Here is a 14,587-nt window from a genome sequence, read left to right as displayed (position 1 = left end):
GGCTCTACGCAGGATCAACCACTTGCAGGTACTTCCGCTGGCCGCAGACACCAATGTGAAGGTTTTTTTCCAAAACGCTTGCCGAACCTGTCCTACGTCCGTAATATGCGCGTCCTCGGCAGCGACATCGCTGCAACGAAACAAGTGGCCGAGTAGCTCAGTTGGTAGAGCAGGGGATTGAAAATCCCCGTGTCGGCGGTTCGATTCCGTCCTCGGCCACCACTTTCGAAGACCTGCAGAAATGCGGGTCTTTTTTTTCTACATGGCCGAGTAGCTCAGTTGGTAGAGCAGGGGATTGAAAATCCCCGTGTCGGCGGTTCGATTCCGTCCTCGGCCACCATGTTCGAAGACCTGCAGAAATGCAGGTCTTTTTTTGTCCGTGACGTTCCGTCCACGCACGACATGGATCGCGCCGCATCGATCCTGCGCGGATGCGGCACGTGGGTTGACGAAACATTCACACCTCCGCGTGCTGCGCAACCTACGCTCCAGACTCCTGCCCGGAGCCGACCAATGCGCTTGCACCCTGCCCTGCTCGCCTGCCTGCTGCTTTTCGCCGCACCGGCACTCGCTGCCGAGCCCGTGCGCGCGGTCAGCGAACTGGACATCGATCGCTATGCCGGCCAGTGGCACGAGATCGCACATCTGCCGGTGTCGTTCCAGAAGCAATGCGTGGGCGAGATCACTGCCAACTACGGGCTGCGCCGCGATGGCCGGATCAGCGTCACCAACGCCTGCCGCAAGGCCGATGGCGAGCGGATTGTCGCCGAGGGTGTGGCGCGGCCCGTTGCCGGGCAGCCCGGCCAGCTGCAGGTACGCTTCGTTCCCGACTGGCTGAGCTGGGTGCCCCTGGTCTGGGCCGACTACTGGGTGATCGCGCTGGACCCGGACTACCAGTGGGCGATGGTCGGTGAACCCGGCCGCAGGTATCTGTGGATCCTCGCTCGCCTGCCGGAGATGGACCGCGCCCTGTTCGACCAGCTCAAGGCGAAGGCGCAAGCGATGGGTTACGACCTGGCGCCGCTGCGTCTGATGGCGCCCGTGCACGACGCGCCCGTACGCGACGCGCCCGCCGACTGAGGCGCCGCCCGACCGGCGCACGCAACGTCTGCAATCCAGCATCGCGCACGCCTCGCGTGCATCTTCACGCGCTACCCTCTGTGGCCGGTCGCCGCGGGCGACCTTTTCCACCATACGCCGTAGTATGCTTATCCCACGCACCGCCTTCAGAGGACCTGCGCCCATGTTCCACCGCTTCCGTACCGTCTTGATCGTCCTGTGCACCCTGGCCCTGGTCGCTTGCGGCGATGGCATCGTCAAGCGTGTTTCGGAACCGGCCGCGAGCCTGCAGCAGCTGACCGTGCAGGCCAATGGCGACTGGACTGTCGCCCTGCGCCTGCAGAACTACAGTTCAATGCCGATGAGTTTCGACGACGTCGCACTGGCCCTGACCATCGGCGACACCGAGGCCGGCCCGCTGTCGGCCAAGCCGGGCATCTCCATCGGCGGCGTCTCTGCCGATGTCATCAACGTGAACTTCAAGCCCAGCCCGGCCGCACGCCTGGTGATCGCCGACGCACTGGCCAGCAATCGCACCCTCGCCTACAGCCTGAAGGGCACTGTGTCGGCCACGCCGCAGGAAAAGAAGCAGCGCACCTTCGATATCAACAGCCGCAGCACGCTCAACCAGGCCCCGGGCCTGCCCGGCGTGCTGCGCTGATTTCCGCTTTCCGCCGCGACGCATCGCGCCGCTCCCCCTGTTACTGATCAAATCGAGACGCACCGATGAGCAGCTACACCGCCCCGCTTTCCGACCTTCGTTTCGGCCTGCACGATGTGCTGAAGGTCGAGCCGCTGTTCGCCCGTCTTGGCTTCACCGACGCCACCGCCGATGTCGTCGATGCCGTGCTGGAAGAAGCCGGCCGCTTCAGCGCCAGCGTACTGGCCCCGCTCAACAACGTGGGCGACGAGATCGGCTGCGTGCTCGACCAGGCCAGCGGCGAAGTGACCACGCCGCCCGGCTTCAAGCAGGCCTACGACCAGTTCGTCGACGGCGGCTGGACCGGCCTGACCGCGGCGCCGGAACTGGGCGGCCAGGGCCTGCCGCACACGCTGGGCGTGCCGCTCAATGAAATGATCAACGCCGCCAACCTGGCCTGGGGCAACTTCCCGCTGCTGTCGCACGGCGCCATCGAAGCGCTGAAGCAGCACGGCGAAGCCTGGCAGCACGAGGCCTTCCTGAAGCCGCTGATCGAAGGCCGCTGGACCGGCACCATGTGCCTGACCGAGCCGCATTGCGGCACCGACCTGGGCCTGCTCAAGACCAAGGCCGAGCCGAACGCCGATGGCAGCTATTCGATCACCGGCACCAAGATCTTCATCACCGCCGGCGAGCACGACCTGACCGGCAACATCGTGCACCTGGTGCTGGCCAAGCTGCCCGATGCTCCCCCGGGCGCCAAGGGCATCTCGCTGTTCGTCACCCCGAAGTTCAAGGTCGACCGCGACGGCAACGTCGGTGAGCGCAACGCGCTGCGCTGTGGCTCGATCGAGCACAAGATGGGCATCAAGGGCTCGGTCACCTGCGTGATGAATTTCGATGGCGCCCAAGGCTACCTGGTCGGCCAGCCGCACAAGGGCCTGCAGGCGATGTTCACCATGATGAACACTGCTCGCCTGGGTGTCGGCCTGCAGGGCATCGGCCTGTCCGAGCGCGCCTACCAGAACGCGCTGAAGTACAGCCGCGAGCGCCTGCAGTCGCGTTCGCTCAGCGGCGCCAAGTTCCCGGACAAGCCGGCCGACCCGATCCTGGTGCATCCGGACGTGCGTCGCATGCTGCTGACCATCAAGTCGCTGGTGGAAGGCAGCCGCCTGCTGGCCCTGCATGCGGCCACCCTGATCGACGTCGCCCACCATGCAGACGATGCCGGTGAACGCGAGCGCGCTGACACCCTGGTGAGCTTCCTGACCCCGATCTCCAAGGCCTGCCAGACCGAATGGGGCATCGAGAACACCTACAACGCCCTGCAGTGCTTCGGCGGCCACGGCTACATCCGCGAACACGGCATGGAACAGCTGGCCCGCGATGCCCGCATCACCACCTTGTATGAAGGCACCACCGGCATCCAGGCGCTGGACCTGATCGGCCGCAAGACCGCGTCCAGCCAGGGCGCTGGCCTGAAACTGATGCTGGCCGAGATCGAGGCGTTCGCCAAGGCGAATGAAGGCAACGAGAGCCTGGCCGAGTTCATCGGCCCGCTGCGCGCCAAGGCAGCCGAATGGGGCAAGCTGACGATGGACGTGCTGCAGCGTTCGGCCGCCAATCCGGACGAACTGGGCGCAGCGAGCTACGACTACCTGTTCTATTCGGGTTATGTGGTGCTGGCCTACTGGTGGGCCCGCAGCGTTGCCGCCGCCGATGCCAGCGCACACGGCGCGGCGTTTGCCCAAGGCAAGCGCGAGACCGCGCGCTTCTACTTCGCCCGCGTGCTGCCGCGCACCCTCAGCCACGCCGCCGCCATCCAGGCGGGCGCCGCACCGCTGATGGCAATGGACGACGAACGCTTCGGCGCCTGAGCCGGGCCGCGGTCGGCACCCACGGGAGTGCCGGCCGCTGGCCGGCAACCGCAACAGCTGGAGCAACAGCAACAGCTGGTTTCCTGCGGGATGGCGGGGTGGGTCCAATTGCGGGGGACGGCGCAAGTACGTCCCTGTAGCCTCGATCGCGCCATCCATGCCGCTCACGCCCCCGCAACCGGCCCCACCCCGCCTTCGACAATTTCCCGGTAGATCCACACCAAGCGTGGATGGAAACCACCCGTAATGCCTCTGGAGAAAAGCCCCCTTTTGTTAAAGGGGGCGCGCCAACAGGCGCGGGGAATAGGAAGAATGCGCGGACCTGAATCTTGCGATTTGGGTTTCGCCCTCCGGGCGATACCCAAATCGCAATGATTCAGGTATAAGCTGTTTTCCCGATGGAGACAGACACTACACGCTTGGGTCTGATCGAAGCCGGAGCTCCGTTTTCTGCTCCGGGCGCCGAAGCATCGCCCAACGCCACGACGCTGCATCGCCCCGGCACGGTCCGGCTGCTCTCACTGGATGGTCATGGCCGGGTCCTGGACTGGATCACCTGGCAGGACGCCGCCTGTCTCTACGCCCGCGATGCCGTCGCCTGGACCCTCGGCGATCCCTGCCTGCACATCCACGGTGGGACCAATCGTCGCAGTGGCATGCAGAGCGGAATGGACCTGCACCCGATCATCGCCGCGCGCGGCCATGCCCGCTCGCGTGCACTGGACCCGACACCGAACCTGACCAACCCGGCCCTGTTCGCCCGCGACGCCCATCTCTGCCTTTACTGCGGCCAGCAGTTTGGACGCCCGACCCTGACCCGCGACCATGTCATGCCCTTGTCCAAAGGCGGCCTGGATACCTGGGAAAACGTAGTCACCGCCTGCTTCCACTGCAATTCGCGCAAGAGCGACCGCACCCCGCAACAGGCCGGCATGCCGCTGCTGGCGGTGCCGTACCGGCCGAGCTGGATCGAGCACCTGATCCTGTCCAACCGCAACATCCTGGCCGACCAGATGGCGTTCCTGAGGGCCCAGCTGCCCAAGCGTTCCAAGCTCTGCACCTGAACATCCGGGAATGCAACCCTCACCGTCCTGTCACGGGCGGCGGCGTTTGCTTGCCCCACCCCCGTTTGAGGGCGAAAATGGGCGTTCAGAACAAGTGCGAACATGATGATCGACTCTGCCCGCTATCCCCGCCTCGCGCGCATCCAGACACCGGATGACCTGCGCACGTTCGACGAATCCGAACTGACGGCGGTCGCCGATGAACTGCGTGCCTACCTGATCGAATCGGTCGGCAAAAGCGGTGGCCATTTCGCCGCCGGCCTGGGCGTGATCGAGCTCACCGTGGCCCTGCACTACCTGTACCAGACCCCGGTCGACCAGCTGGTCTGGGACGTCGGCCACCAGACCTATCCGCACAAGATCCTCACCGGTCGCCGCGACGAGATCCATACCGTCAAGCAGAAGGATGGCGTCGCGCCGTTCCCCAAGCGCGAGGAAAGCGAGTACGACACCTTCGGTGTCGGCCACTCCTCGACCTCGATCTCCGCAGCGCTGGGCATGGCCATCGCGCGCCAGACCGAAGGTGATGATCGCAAGGTCGTGGCCGTGATCGGCGACGGTGCAATGACCGCCGGCATGGCCTTCGAAGCGCTGATGCACGCCGGCGGCATGGAACCGGAGCCGAACCTGCTGGTGATCCTCAACGACAACAACATGTCGATTTCCGAGGCAGTGGGCGGGCTGACCAAGATGCTCGGCCGCGCCACCGGCAGCCGCACGCTCAATGCGCTGCGCGAAGGCGGCAAGAAGATCCTCGGCGACAAGAAGAACAATCCCGCGCGTTTCGTGAAGCGCTGGGAAGAACACTGGAAGGGCATGTTCGTGCCGTCCACGATGTTCGAGGAAATGGGCTTCCATTACACCGGCCCGATCGATGGCCATGACCTGCCGGCGCTGCTGTCCGCGCTGAAAACGCTGCGTGCCTCCAAGGGCCCGAAGCTGCTGCATGTGATGACCACCAAGGGCAAGGGTTACGAGCCGGCCGAAGGCGACCAGATCGGTTACCACGCGGTGGGCCCGTTCGATCCGGACAAGGGCCTGGTGGCCAAGACCGGCGCGAAGAAGCCCACCTATACCGATGTATTTGGCGACTGGTTGTGTGACGCCGCCGCAGCCGAGCCGCGTCTGTATGGCATCACTCCGGCAATGCGCGAAGGCTCGGGCCTGGTGCGCTTCAGCAGGGAATATCCGCAGCGCTACTTCGATGTGGCCATCGCAGAGCAGCACGCGGTGACCCTGGCTGCAGGCATGGCCACCCAGGGCGGCAAGCCGGTAGTGGCGATCTATTCCACCTTCCTGCAGCGCGCGTACGACCAGTTGGTGCATGACGTGGCCATCCAGGACCTGGATGTGCTGTTCGCGATCGATCGCGCCGGCGTCGTCGGCCCGGATGGTGCAACCCACGCCGGCAACCTCGACCTCAGCTTCCTGCGCTGCGTGCCGAACATGGTGGTGATGGCACCCTCCAACGAAGCCGAGTGCCGGCAGATGCTCAGCACCGGCCTGCAGCACCCCGGCCCGGCTGCGGTGCGCTACCCGCGCGGCAGCGGTACCGGCGTGGATGCCGGCAGCGATCTGTCGACCCTGCCGATCGGCAAGGGCGAGCTGCGCCTGCAAGGCAACCGCGTCGCCCTGCTCGCGTTCGGCAGCACCGTCGCCGCCGCCGAACAGGTGGGTCGCGAACTGGGTTTGAGCGTGGTCAACATGCGTTTCATCAAGCCACTCGATCGTGAACTGGTACTTGCCATGGCCAACCAGCACGACGCCCTGGTGACGATCGAAGACAACGTGGTGGCGGGCGGCGCAGGTTCGGCCGTGGCCGAACTGCTCAATGCCGAGGACGTGCTGCGTCCGATCCTGCACCTGGGCCTGCCCGATGCCTTCCAGCATCACGCCAGCCGCGAGGACCTGCTGGCCGAGGCCGGCATCGATGCGGCCGGCATCCGTGCGGCGCTGCTCAAGCGCTGGCCGCAGCTGGCCGCCGGCAACCCGCCGTTGAGCGCGGCGGGCTGAGAGCGTTGCAGGGGTCTGGTGGGGCCAGGCCATGCGTGGCTCCCCAGGTTCCTCATCCACGCATGGCGTGGATCTACCAGATTGCTGGTGGCGCAAAAGCAGATCCACGCCAAGCGTGGATGGCGCGGACCGTGCCGACACGCGGCGTGCTCAGCCGTAGCTGATCGCCTCGACAAACGCACCGCTGGACTCCACCCGCACCGAGGCGCGCTGGCCGGTATCGGTGAAATGCAGGCGGGCCAGGGTTTCGGCGAAATCGAAGGCACGGACGCCATCGCGGAACTCGATCGGCTCCGGCTTGTCCGGGTGCAGCACGCGCCATTGGCGCTGCTCACATTGCAGTCGGATCAACATGCGTTGCTCACTCCTTGAACAGCGTATCGACGACGAGAGAATGACCGCACCAGGCGCGACAGGAATGGCCAGTGCGAACCGGGACGCGCAAGGCGTCCCGGGAGTCGACAATACGAGGAAAGAAGTGTGATCGCTATCAGATTTTTCTGATCTTGAGCCGATTGCGACAGCCGCTCAGTTCACCTGGAACTGGGCCCTGCAGCCATTGCTGACCCAGATGCCACGGCGGTCCCAGCCCCAGGTCTGGCCTTCGATGCAGGCACTGCGCGATTCCTGTCGTACCAGACGCACGCCGCGACGAACCTGCGCATCGCAGTACTGCTGGCGCCGGTCATTGGAATGGCAGGCAATCACCTGGCCACCACCACCCCACTGGCTTCCGCCCCAGCCGTTGCCACCACCGCCACCCCAACCACCGCCGCCACCGCCCGGCCGCCGGTATTCACCGACGAATTCGGCACGGCAGCCCTGGGTAACCCAGACACCGTAACGGGACTGGCCCCAGGTCTCACCTTCCACACAGGGGGAGCCGGACAACTGGCGGATCATGCGCGCACGCCCTTCCAGCCGGCACTCGTTGCTGCGGTTCTTGATCGATTCGCAGCGCACGATGCCATTGCCACCACGATCATCGTAGCGATCGTCGTAGCCATAGTTCTGCGCCTGCGCGCCGCCAGCGGCAGCCATCATCGGCAACAGGGTGCACGCCACGGTGCGCCAAGTGAGTCCCTTGCCCATCCCTTGTCTCCAGGTGAATACGGTGGAGGCAAGCATCAGGGATTCCCGGCGTGCCGCACAGAGGGAGCCGCGACGGCGGTTTTTCCCCCATTCAACCAACCCAACCGCAACTGACTGCGGCTGCGGTGGCTCAGCGGCCGAAGTGCAGCGCGTCGACCGCTGTGCCCAGCGCTTCCACGCGCACGGTGCTGTGCTGGCCGGTACGGTAGTGATGCTCGCTGGCCCGCGAGGCAGCGGCATCGAAGGCGGCCGCACCGGTGCTGAACACTTCGGTCGCGCGTGTCTGCGGATCCAGGACGGACCAGCGCTGGGCGGTGCATTGGACAGTGATGACCATGGTGGGCTCCTGCGGTTCTGGGAAATCGGGGACCGGCGCAAGGCCGATCTCCGATGCCCGACCAGCCTAGCCAGCGCCCCGGAGAAGACCTATCGGATTTATCCGAAAACTCCCCACCACCGCCTCAGAAAGCGCCCCCCATCACATCCCTGAGGCCATTTAGGAAACCCGTTCCGTGACCCTTGTCACGAAGTCAGCCGCGCTTCACACTATCGTCATCAACAGGGGCCCCTTCCACATGCGCACCTCGCTTCCACTGCAGCGTTCGACGCTGCTGAAGTTCTATTTCGCCGCCAGCTACGTGGTATTGATCGAGGAACTGGTCCGCGCATCGCTGAGTTGAGGATCGGCCAGCGATGCTTGCCGCTGCTGCCGGGACCGAACAGACTGTCGGTTTACGGCACGGAGCCGCGCCCATGAAAGTCCTGATGCTGATCCCGCTGCTGGCTCTGGCCGCGTGTGCCAGCCCGGAAAAACCAGTCACCCATGACGCCGCCACACCCGTGGTCGGTGGCGACCGCGATGCGCACGGTTGCATCGGTTCGGCCGGCTATCAGTGGTGCGAACGCAGCCAGCGCTGCGAGCGCCCGTGGGAACTGGCACAGGCGCAGGGCCTGGCCAACACCGCCGAAGCCATCGATGCCTACTGCGCCACCCCGGCGTCGCCGGCACGCAGGTAACGGGCCCACCAATGACCGACCTGACCCCGCTGCCCGCGCTGGCACCTGGCCGCTACCGCCACTTCAAGGGTGGCGAGTACGAAGTGATCGACATCGTCCGCAGCAGTGAGACGCTGCAGCCGATGGTTCTCTACCGCGCTCTGTATGGCGAGGGCGGCCTGTGGGTGCGGCCCTATGCGATGTTCATTGAGCAGGTGCCCGGCGAGCACGGCCCGCAGGCGCGTTTCGCCCGCATCAGCGACTGAGCGGTGCGGCTCACGCCGCGCGCACGGTACCGCCGGGCATGCTGAAGACCCCCTGCGAGACGGAACCCGCATGCGCCACACCCTGTTGATCGCCCTGTCGTTGGCCAGTACCCCGGTGCTGGGCGCGGAACCTCCCAGCTTCGATCGTCCCGGCATCGGCTTCGGCACCGACACGGTGCCGCGTGGCGGCCTTGCCGTCGAACTGGGCCTGCCCAGCTATCAACGTGAGCGTGATCGCGACGGCCTGCGCACGACGACGCTGTCCAGCGACCTGCTGCTGCGCACCGGGCTGGCTCCGGGCTGGGAACTGCAGTTGGCGTCCACGCCATGGCAGCGTCAGCGAGAACGTGGCCCCCACATGCCGCGCACGCAGCAGCGCGGCGCCGGCGACAGCACCGTCGGAGTGAAATGGGCAGGTCCCGGCAGTACCGAACGCACGGCGTGGGCGCTGCTGGCCAGCGGGGTGATCGCGCGTGGCGATGCAGCCTTCAGCGACGGCCGCCAGTACGCGCTGGCCGCCAGCGTCGAGCACAGCTTCAACGACCGCTGGAGCGGCGCGCTGTATGGCAGTCATCAGCGTGGCGCCGGCCAGCGCAGCACCACCTGGTCGCCCAGCCTCTCGTTGAGCGTGACCGAGCGGCTTGGCACCTATCTCGAAGCCGGTTTCACCCACGCCAACCAGCAACCCGACCAGGCCATCGCCGGCGCAGGGCTGACCTGGATGCTGCGGCCGAACGTGCAGCTGGACGCCTCGTTCGACCTGGGCCTCAATCGCAACAGCCCCGACCTGCAGCTCGGCACCGGCATCGCGTTCTATATGCAGTGAGCTCAAGACCTGATCGTGCGCGCCGGGCGCATCGCCCCCGCGCTACAATCATACCGCCCAGTCGGTTTCGTTCCCCCCATGACAGAATCCCCTCCCCGCTCGCGCCGCAAAGCGCCCGACAGCGTGCGCCAGGCACTGCTGCACGCGACCGCCCATACCCTCGGCCAGAATGGGCTGGCGGCCCTCACCGTGCAGGACGTCGCCGACGCCGCCGGTGTCAGCAAGGGCGCGCTGTTCCATCACTTCAGCAGCAAGCAGGACCTGATCGAGGCGACGCTGACCTCGCTCATCGCCGACTTCGAGGACAGAGTGCGTGCGGTGCTGCGACAGTCCCCGCGCCGCCATGGCGGCTTCAGCCGTGCCTATGTGCAGGTGAATTTCGAGCATCTGCTGCAGCAGGAGCAGATCAACGACATCGGGCTCACCATGGGCAACATGCTGGAGCCGGCGCTTCTGGTCTACTGGCGCACGTGGCTGCGCGGCATGCTCGCCGAGTTCCCGGATGAAGCCAGCGATCCGCGCCTGTACGCCGCGCGTTGCGTTGCCGATGGTTACTGGGCCACCGCCTATGGGCGGCCGCTGGACGAAAACGAGCGCCAGAATGCCCAGGCCATGGCCCTGGAGGCATTGAAGCTGTGCGAACCGGCATGAGCAGGAGGATTCGATGAACCCATATGTCTACCTGGCCGGTGCGATCGTGCTGGAGGTGATCGCCACGTCCCTGCTCAAGGCATCCGAAGGCATGACCCGGCTCGGTCCCACGCTGGGCGCGCTTGCCGGTTACGGCGTGTGCTTCTACCTGCTGTCGCTGACGATGAAGTCGATCCCCACCGGCATCGCCTATGCGATCTGGTCCGGCGTCGGCATCGTGCTGATCTCGCTGATCGGACTGCTGGTGTTCAAGCAGCGTCTGGACGCTCCGGCGCTGATCGGTATCGGCCTGATCTGTGCCGGCGTGCTGGTCATCAACCTGTTCTCGCACAGCAGCACGCATTGAACGCGCTGCTGCACGAACACCCGGGCTAGGCGACCTTCTTGGCGACGGTCATGCCAAGCACGAAAAGTACGACGGCAATGATGATGCCGGCCCAGAACAGGAACTTGGCGATGCCCACGGCAGCGCCGGCGATGCCGCCGAAACCCAGCGCACCTGCGATCAGGCCGATGATGGCGAAAATGATGGCCCACTTGATCATGTCGATCCTCACCCTGGCGGGAATACTGAAGGTGGGATCAGGTTAGGTACGCCGCGATGCCACACGCGTGAACAGGTCGCAGGCGCGGTGTGAAACGAACCCGCTCAGCGCGGCCGGAAGCGCAGCAGCGCCACTGCGAAAGCGAGGAACACGCTGCCGACCAGGCGTTCGAACCAGCGTTGCGCAAATGGCTTTGCCAGCCAACGGCGCAGCCCATGCCCGCCTGCGGCATACATCACGTACCAGAACAGTTCGCAGGTGGCGAAGGTCGCCACCAGCACCGTGTACTGCACGGCCTGGCCACGCGCGGGGTCGACGAACTGCGGCAGGAACGCGGCGGCGAACAGCAGCAGCTTGGGATTGCTCAACCCCACCAGCAGGCCACCACGGAACACTGCCCAAGCACCGTGCACCGGCGCCAGCGCTGCTGCATCGACGTCTGTCGCCACCGGCGCCTGCCGGTAGCTGTCCCGCCACGCCTTGATGCCCAGCCAGGCCAGGTAGGCCACACCCAGGTAGCGCAGCACATCGAACAGCATCGGCGATGATCGCAGCACCGCGCTCAGGCCGGCCGCGGACGCCGCAAGCACCAGCAGCATCGCCAGCAGGCAACCGGCCATGGCCGGCACGCTGCGACGAAAGCCCAGGCCGACGCTGCGCCCCAGGATGTGCAGCATGTTCGGGCCCGGCGTGCCACACAGCACGAAGACTGTCGCCAGGAACCACCACCAGGTATGCAGGGCCATCACTTCATCCACCGTAATAATCCCTGCAAGGATAGTGCGCAGCGGCTGTCACCACCATGTACAGTCCGGGGTCGATTCGACGCTTACAGCTGCTGCGGCTCAGCCGGTGGCAATGCGCGATGCGCGCAGCTCGGTCATCGCGATGCGCAGCACCCGCAGCGCCGAGCGCAGGAACACGACCAGCAGCGCGATGGCGACCAGCAGGTCCGGCCAACCGGCACCGAACAGCGCCACCAGCCCCGCCGCCAGCACCACCGAAACGCCCTCGAAGATATCGTTGCGTGCGCATTCCCAGGCCGATGCCAGGTTCACGTCATCATTGCGATACGGCGTCAGCAGCCACAGGCAGAAACCGTTGGCAGCCAGGTTCAACAGCGCGGCCAGGCCCATGCTTTCGAACAGGGGAACCTGCGGATGCGCCAGCCGCCATCCGATCTGTGCCGCCACTGCCACGGCCGCAGCCAGGATCAGCACGCCCTTGAACAACGCAACCCGCGCCTTGGCCGCCACGCCGGCCCCCACCACCAGCAGGCTCAGCAGATAGGTCGCCGCATCGCCCAGGTTGTCCAGCGCACCGGAGAGCAACGAGGACGAATGGCTGTACCAGGACGCGCCGACCATCATCAGGAAGGTCGCCAGGTTGATCAGTAGGACGATCCACAGCACGCGCCGGTGGCGCGCCTGCATGGCTGCCACATCCAGCGTCTTGCCGCAGCCACAGCATTCGCCCATCGCCCTGCCCTCTGCCTGTCGTACCCCATTATCACGCCGACCAGGCCCGTCGGCAGCTGCTGCGGCGGGTCCACCCACAATTGCACGTCCTGGCCCATGTTGTGCTGCAATGGCGCTTCCCCGGCACGGAGACACGCATGAAGACGCTTGGCCTGATCGGTGGCATGAGCTGGGAGAGTTCGGCGCAGTACTACCGCCTCATCAACGAAGAGGTACGCGCGCGGCTGGGCGGCGCGCATTCGGCGCAGCTGCTGATGTGGTCGCTGGATTTCGCCCGCATCAAGCAGCTGCAGCACGACGGCGACTGGAATGCCCTGGGCAACGAGATGGTCGATGCCGCACAGCGGCTGCAGGCCGGTGGCGCCGACCTGCTGCTGATCTGCACCAACACCATGCACAAGCTCGTTGCTGAGATCGAGGCGGCCTGCCCGCTGCCCTTGCTGCATATCGCCGACCCGACTGCCACGGCGATCGTGCAGGCCGGTCTGCAGCGTGTCGGCCTGCTCGGCACCGCCTTCACCATGGAGGAAGACTTCTACCGTGGCCGCCTGAGCGAGCGCTTCGGCCTGGACGTACTGGTTCCGGAGGCCGATGACCGCCGCGAGGTGCACGCGATCATCTACGAGGAGTTGATCGCCGGGGTGGTCAACGAGCGATCACGGCAGGTGTACGTCGAAGTGATTGAACGCCTCGTTGCCCGCGGTGCCCAGGCGATCATCCTCGGCTGTACCGAGATCATGCTGCTGGTACGCGCCGAAGACAGCCCGGTGCCGCTGTTCGACACCACGACCCTGCATGCGCGCGCGGCAGTGGACGCAGCGTTGGCGTAACCCACGGCGGGGTGCAGTCGAGCAGGCTCGACTGCACGGTCAGGCGTCCGGTCACGCAGGCGATTCGGGTTGCACTTCCAGCGAAGTAACCAGCCATTCCACCACCGGTGGCGAATCGCACAGGAAGAACACGGCGTCGCCGCTGCGGGCTTCGGTCAGCATCCGGTAGACACTGATGGCCACGCCCGATTGGCTGGCAATGAAAATCTCGCTGCTGCGCGGCCCGTCGGCCTGGCGGGAAACCCGCCGCAAGGCATCGCGGGCCGCAACCGTATCTTCCGGCTCGGCTTCGCGGGTCAGTTCCAGGCCACGCAGGCCCCACGCAACAAAAACACGCTTGCCCTTGAACGTCGTGTCCAGGACCTGCACGTCGGCCGCGCCTGTACCGGCCGACCGATGAATGACGATACTGCTGATCAACGCAACCCCCTGTGGTCGTCGTGGTCCGCACATCCTTGTCCGCACCCGCGCCAGCGGCCACGGGCGATGCCCGAAGGCCGCGTCCGAAAGCGCTGGAACGTGTAAAAAACTGTAAACCGATGCAATCGGATGTGCCCGGGATGATACGGGATGTAACGCCCTGCATGCGCCGTCGCACACTTATAAATCCGTCCTGAGCCAGCGCAGCCCGCAGTCGTCGCAGAGCGCCATACGTGCGCCATTCTTGCGTCCCATCCCCAAACCGAGGTTTCCATGAGCCTTCGCCTGCTACTGCCCTTGGGCGGCTCTGCACTTGCCCTGCTGCTGGCCGCAACGACCGTCTCAGCACAGGATTACGACAGCGAATCGTCACCGCGCACGACCTGCGAATCGCACTTCAACAAGACCCAGCAGTGCCCGTTCGAAGGACGCGCGCGACTGGCGCGGCAGCTGTCGGTGACGCGATGCGTTGAAGATGACAACTGGGGACAGCGCCGCGGCATGCTGTGGGTTACCGACGGCTGCCGCGCCGAATTCGTCGCCGAAGAGCGCGGGCGTAGCCGCTGGCCCGGGCGTGGGCGTGGGCGTGACCGTGATCGCGATGGCGAGCGCCTGGTCTGCGAATCCTACGAAAACAAGGAGAAACAGTGCCGCATCCGCGTCCGTCATGACGTGCGGCTGGTCAAGCAGAAATCGGTCACCACCTGCACCGAGGACCGCAACTGGGGCTGGGACCGACGCGGTGTATGGGTCAGCGACGGCTGCCGCGCCGAATTCCGCGTCTACTGAGTGCGATGGCTGCGGGCCCATCATCGCTAGAATGAAGCTCC

At 65.7% G+C, this 14,587-nt stretch carries 19 protein-coding genes and 2 tRNA genes; 14 read left to right on the top strand and 7 right to left on the bottom strand.

Translation table 11 applies throughout. From position 1 onward, the window contains the following. Positions 1-146: 146 nt before the first annotated feature. The 7 genes from AC3WTC_RS09540 (at position 147) to dxs (ending at position 6,653) form a co-directional block, all read left to right on the top strand. Positions 147-222: transfer RNA gene (locus AC3WTC_RS09540), tRNA-Phe, on the top strand. 42 nt (positions 223-264) lie between these two features. Beyond that, positions 265-340, top strand: a tRNA-Phe gene (locus AC3WTC_RS09535). Between the two features lie 173 nt (positions 341-513). Next, positions 514-1,080: a lipocalin family protein gene (locus AC3WTC_RS09530; RefSeq protein WP_025876343.1), complete on the top strand. Its 567-nt coding sequence runs from the start codon at positions 514-516 to the stop codon at positions 1,078-1,080. Between the two features lie 163 nt (positions 1,081-1,243). Next, on the top strand, positions 1,244-1,720 hold the full coding sequence (locus tag AC3WTC_RS09525) for an LEA/WHy family protein (RefSeq protein WP_025876342.1): 477 nt from the start codon (positions 1,244-1,246) through the stop codon (positions 1,718-1,720). 65 nt (positions 1,721-1,785) lie between these two features. Next, complete coding sequence (locus AC3WTC_RS09520) at positions 1,786-3,576, top strand: acyl-CoA dehydrogenase C-terminal domain-containing protein (RefSeq protein ID WP_492711324.1); 1,791 nt, start codon at positions 1,786-1,788, stop codon at positions 3,574-3,576. Positions 3,577-3,974: 398 nt separating this feature from the next. Continuing rightward, positions 3,975-4,640: an HNH endonuclease gene (locus tag AC3WTC_RS09515; protein ID WP_025876340.1), complete on the top strand. Its 666-nt coding sequence runs from the start codon at positions 3,975-3,977 to the stop codon at positions 4,638-4,640. A 105-nt stretch (positions 4,641-4,745) separates the two neighbouring features. Continuing rightward, positions 4,746-6,653, top strand: a complete 1,908-nt coding sequence (dxs, locus tag AC3WTC_RS09510) for a 1-deoxy-D-xylulose-5-phosphate synthase (protein ID WP_032951912.1) — start codon at positions 4,746-4,748, stop codon at positions 6,651-6,653. Between the two features lie 150 nt (positions 6,654-6,803). Here dxs and AC3WTC_RS09505 read toward each other — a convergent pair whose 3' ends face one another. From AC3WTC_RS09505 to AC3WTC_RS09495, 3 genes are all read right to left on the bottom strand, one after another. Then, the gene (locus AC3WTC_RS09505; RefSeq protein ID WP_032978640.1) at positions 6,804-7,007 is read right to left on the bottom strand and encodes a hypothetical protein; all 204 of its coding nucleotides are present in this window, start codon (positions 7,005-7,007) and stop codon (positions 6,804-6,806) included. Positions 7,008-7,181: 174 nt separating this feature from the next. After that, positions 7,182-7,745: a DUF3011 domain-containing protein gene (locus AC3WTC_RS09500; RefSeq protein ID WP_080148380.1), complete on the bottom strand. Its 564-nt coding sequence runs from the start codon at positions 7,743-7,745 to the stop codon at positions 7,182-7,184. A gap of 130 nt (positions 7,746-7,875) precedes the next feature. Next, a complete protein-coding gene (locus AC3WTC_RS09495) occupies positions 7,876-8,082 on the bottom strand; it encodes a hypothetical protein (RefSeq protein WP_080148379.1) in 207 nt (68 codons plus the stop codon). Positions 8,083-8,498: 416 nt separating this feature from the next. Between AC3WTC_RS09495 and AC3WTC_RS09490 the strand changes: the two genes are divergently transcribed. From AC3WTC_RS09490 to AC3WTC_RS09470, 5 genes are all read left to right on the top strand, one after another. After that, positions 8,499-8,762: a hypothetical protein gene (locus tag AC3WTC_RS09490; protein WP_033831612.1), complete on the top strand. Its 264-nt coding sequence runs from the start codon at positions 8,499-8,501 to the stop codon at positions 8,760-8,762. An 11-nt stretch (positions 8,763-8,773) separates the two neighbouring features. Further along, positions 8,774-9,007, top strand: coding sequence for a DUF1653 domain-containing protein (locus AC3WTC_RS09485; protein ID WP_025876328.1), 234 nt, complete (start codon positions 8,774-8,776; stop codon positions 9,005-9,007). A 70-nt stretch (positions 9,008-9,077) separates the two neighbouring features. Further along, entirely contained in the window at positions 9,078-9,833 is a 756-nt protein-coding gene (locus tag AC3WTC_RS09480) for a transporter (protein WP_492711323.1), read from the top strand. Between the two features lie 78 nt (positions 9,834-9,911). Beyond that, positions 9,912-10,484: a TetR/AcrR family transcriptional regulator gene (locus AC3WTC_RS09475; protein WP_134832865.1), complete on the top strand. Its 573-nt coding sequence runs from the start codon at positions 9,912-9,914 to the stop codon at positions 10,482-10,484. 13 nt (positions 10,485-10,497) lie between these two features. Then, positions 10,498-10,830, top strand: coding sequence for an SMR family transporter (locus AC3WTC_RS09470; RefSeq protein ID WP_088101305.1), 333 nt, complete (start codon positions 10,498-10,500; stop codon positions 10,828-10,830). Positions 10,831-10,855: 25 nt separating this feature from the next. Here the strand turns inward: AC3WTC_RS09470 and AC3WTC_RS09465 are convergent, their stop codons facing one another. The 3 genes from AC3WTC_RS09465 to AC3WTC_RS09455 form a co-directional block, all read right to left on the bottom strand. Next, complete coding sequence (locus tag AC3WTC_RS09465; RefSeq protein WP_025876319.1) at positions 10,856-11,029, bottom strand: DUF1328 domain-containing protein; 174 nt, start codon at positions 11,027-11,029, stop codon at positions 10,856-10,858. 104 nt (positions 11,030-11,133) lie between these two features. Beyond that, complete coding sequence (locus AC3WTC_RS09460) at positions 11,134-11,775, bottom strand: LysE family translocator (protein ID WP_032978625.1); 642 nt, start codon at positions 11,773-11,775, stop codon at positions 11,134-11,136. A gap of 99 nt (positions 11,776-11,874) precedes the next feature. Beyond that, entirely contained in the window at positions 11,875-12,507 is a 633-nt protein-coding gene (locus tag AC3WTC_RS09455) for a cation efflux transmembrane domain-containing protein (protein ID WP_025876315.1), read from the bottom strand. Positions 12,508-12,644: 137 nt separating this feature from the next. On the opposite strand from AC3WTC_RS09455, the gene AC3WTC_RS09450 reads away from it, so the two are divergent. Beyond that, complete coding sequence (locus tag AC3WTC_RS09450; protein ID WP_099784890.1) at positions 12,645-13,337, top strand: aspartate/glutamate racemase family protein; 693 nt, start codon at positions 12,645-12,647, stop codon at positions 13,335-13,337. Positions 13,338-13,388: 51 nt separating this feature from the next. On the opposite strand, the gene AC3WTC_RS09445 is transcribed toward AC3WTC_RS09450, so the two are convergent. Next, the gene (locus AC3WTC_RS09445) at positions 13,389-13,706 is read right to left on the bottom strand and encodes a hypothetical protein (protein ID WP_223482838.1); all 318 of its coding nucleotides are present in this window, start codon (positions 13,704-13,706) and stop codon (positions 13,389-13,391) included. A gap of 324 nt (positions 13,707-14,030) precedes the next feature. Here AC3WTC_RS09445 and AC3WTC_RS09440 point away from each other — a divergent pair, with 324 nt between their 5' ends. Then, positions 14,031-14,546, top strand: coding sequence for a DUF3011 domain-containing protein (locus tag AC3WTC_RS09440; RefSeq protein ID WP_492711322.1), 516 nt, complete (start codon positions 14,031-14,033; stop codon positions 14,544-14,546). Positions 14,547-14,587: the final 41 nt, after the last annotated feature.

It is taken from the genome of Stenotrophomonas sp. FW305-C-20-S1, assembly GCF_058783335.1.
The sequence above is the reverse complement of the archived record's forward strand: the minus strand, read 5'-3'. Positions and strand labels throughout refer to the sequence as shown.

What these genes read in the sequence shown, in the direction of transcription:
- AC3WTC_RS09530 (WP_025876343.1), top strand. Translation starts at nt 514, where the DNA reads ATGCGCTTGCACCCTGCCCTGCTCGCCTGCCTGCTGCTTTTCGCCGCA.
- AC3WTC_RS09525 (WP_025876342.1), top strand. Translation starts at nt 1,244, where the DNA reads ATGTTCCACCGCTTCCGTACCGTCTTGATCGTCCTGTGCACCCTGGCC.
- AC3WTC_RS09520 (WP_492711324.1), top strand. Translation starts at nt 1,786, where the DNA reads ATGAGCAGCTACACCGCCCCGCTTTCCGACCTTCGTTTCGGCCTGCAC.
- AC3WTC_RS09515 (WP_025876340.1), top strand. Translation starts at nt 3,975, where the DNA reads ATGGAGACAGACACTACACGCTTGGGTCTGATCGAAGCCGGAGCTCCG.
- dxs (WP_032951912.1), top strand. Translation starts at nt 4,746, where the DNA reads ATGATCGACTCTGCCCGCTATCCCCGCCTCGCGCGCATCCAGACACCG.
- AC3WTC_RS09505 (WP_032978640.1), bottom strand. Translation starts at nt 7,007, where the DNA reads ATGTTGATCCGACTGCAATGTGAGCAGCGCCAATGGCGCGTGCTGCAC.
- AC3WTC_RS09500 (WP_080148380.1), bottom strand. Translation starts at nt 7,745, where the DNA reads ATGGGCAAGGGACTCACTTGGCGCACCGTGGCGTGCACCCTGTTGCCG.
- AC3WTC_RS09495 (WP_080148379.1), bottom strand. Translation starts at nt 8,082, where the DNA reads ATGGTCATCACTGTCCAATGCACCGCCCAGCGCTGGTCCGTCCTGGAT.
- AC3WTC_RS09490 (WP_033831612.1), top strand. Translation starts at nt 8,499, where the DNA reads ATGAAAGTCCTGATGCTGATCCCGCTGCTGGCTCTGGCCGCGTGTGCC.
- AC3WTC_RS09485 (WP_025876328.1), top strand. Translation starts at nt 8,774, where the DNA reads ATGACCGACCTGACCCCGCTGCCCGCGCTGGCACCTGGCCGCTACCGC.
- AC3WTC_RS09480 (WP_492711323.1), top strand. Translation starts at nt 9,078, where the DNA reads ATGCGCCACACCCTGTTGATCGCCCTGTCGTTGGCCAGTACCCCGGTG.
- AC3WTC_RS09475 (WP_134832865.1), top strand. Translation starts at nt 9,912, where the DNA reads ATGACAGAATCCCCTCCCCGCTCGCGCCGCAAAGCGCCCGACAGCGTG.
- AC3WTC_RS09470 (WP_088101305.1), top strand. Translation starts at nt 10,498, where the DNA reads ATGAACCCATATGTCTACCTGGCCGGTGCGATCGTGCTGGAGGTGATC.
- AC3WTC_RS09465 (WP_025876319.1), bottom strand. Translation starts at nt 11,029, where the DNA reads ATGATCAAGTGGGCCATCATTTTCGCCATCATCGGCCTGATCGCAGGT.
- AC3WTC_RS09460 (WP_032978625.1), bottom strand. Translation starts at nt 11,775, where the DNA reads ATGGCCCTGCATACCTGGTGGTGGTTCCTGGCGACAGTCTTCGTGCTG.
- AC3WTC_RS09455 (WP_025876315.1), bottom strand. Translation starts at nt 12,507, where the DNA reads ATGGGCGAATGCTGTGGCTGCGGCAAGACGCTGGATGTGGCAGCCATG.
- AC3WTC_RS09450 (WP_099784890.1), top strand. Translation starts at nt 12,645, where the DNA reads ATGAAGACGCTTGGCCTGATCGGTGGCATGAGCTGGGAGAGTTCGGCG.
- AC3WTC_RS09440 (WP_492711322.1), top strand. Translation starts at nt 14,031, where the DNA reads ATGAGCCTTCGCCTGCTACTGCCCTTGGGCGGCTCTGCACTTGCCCTG.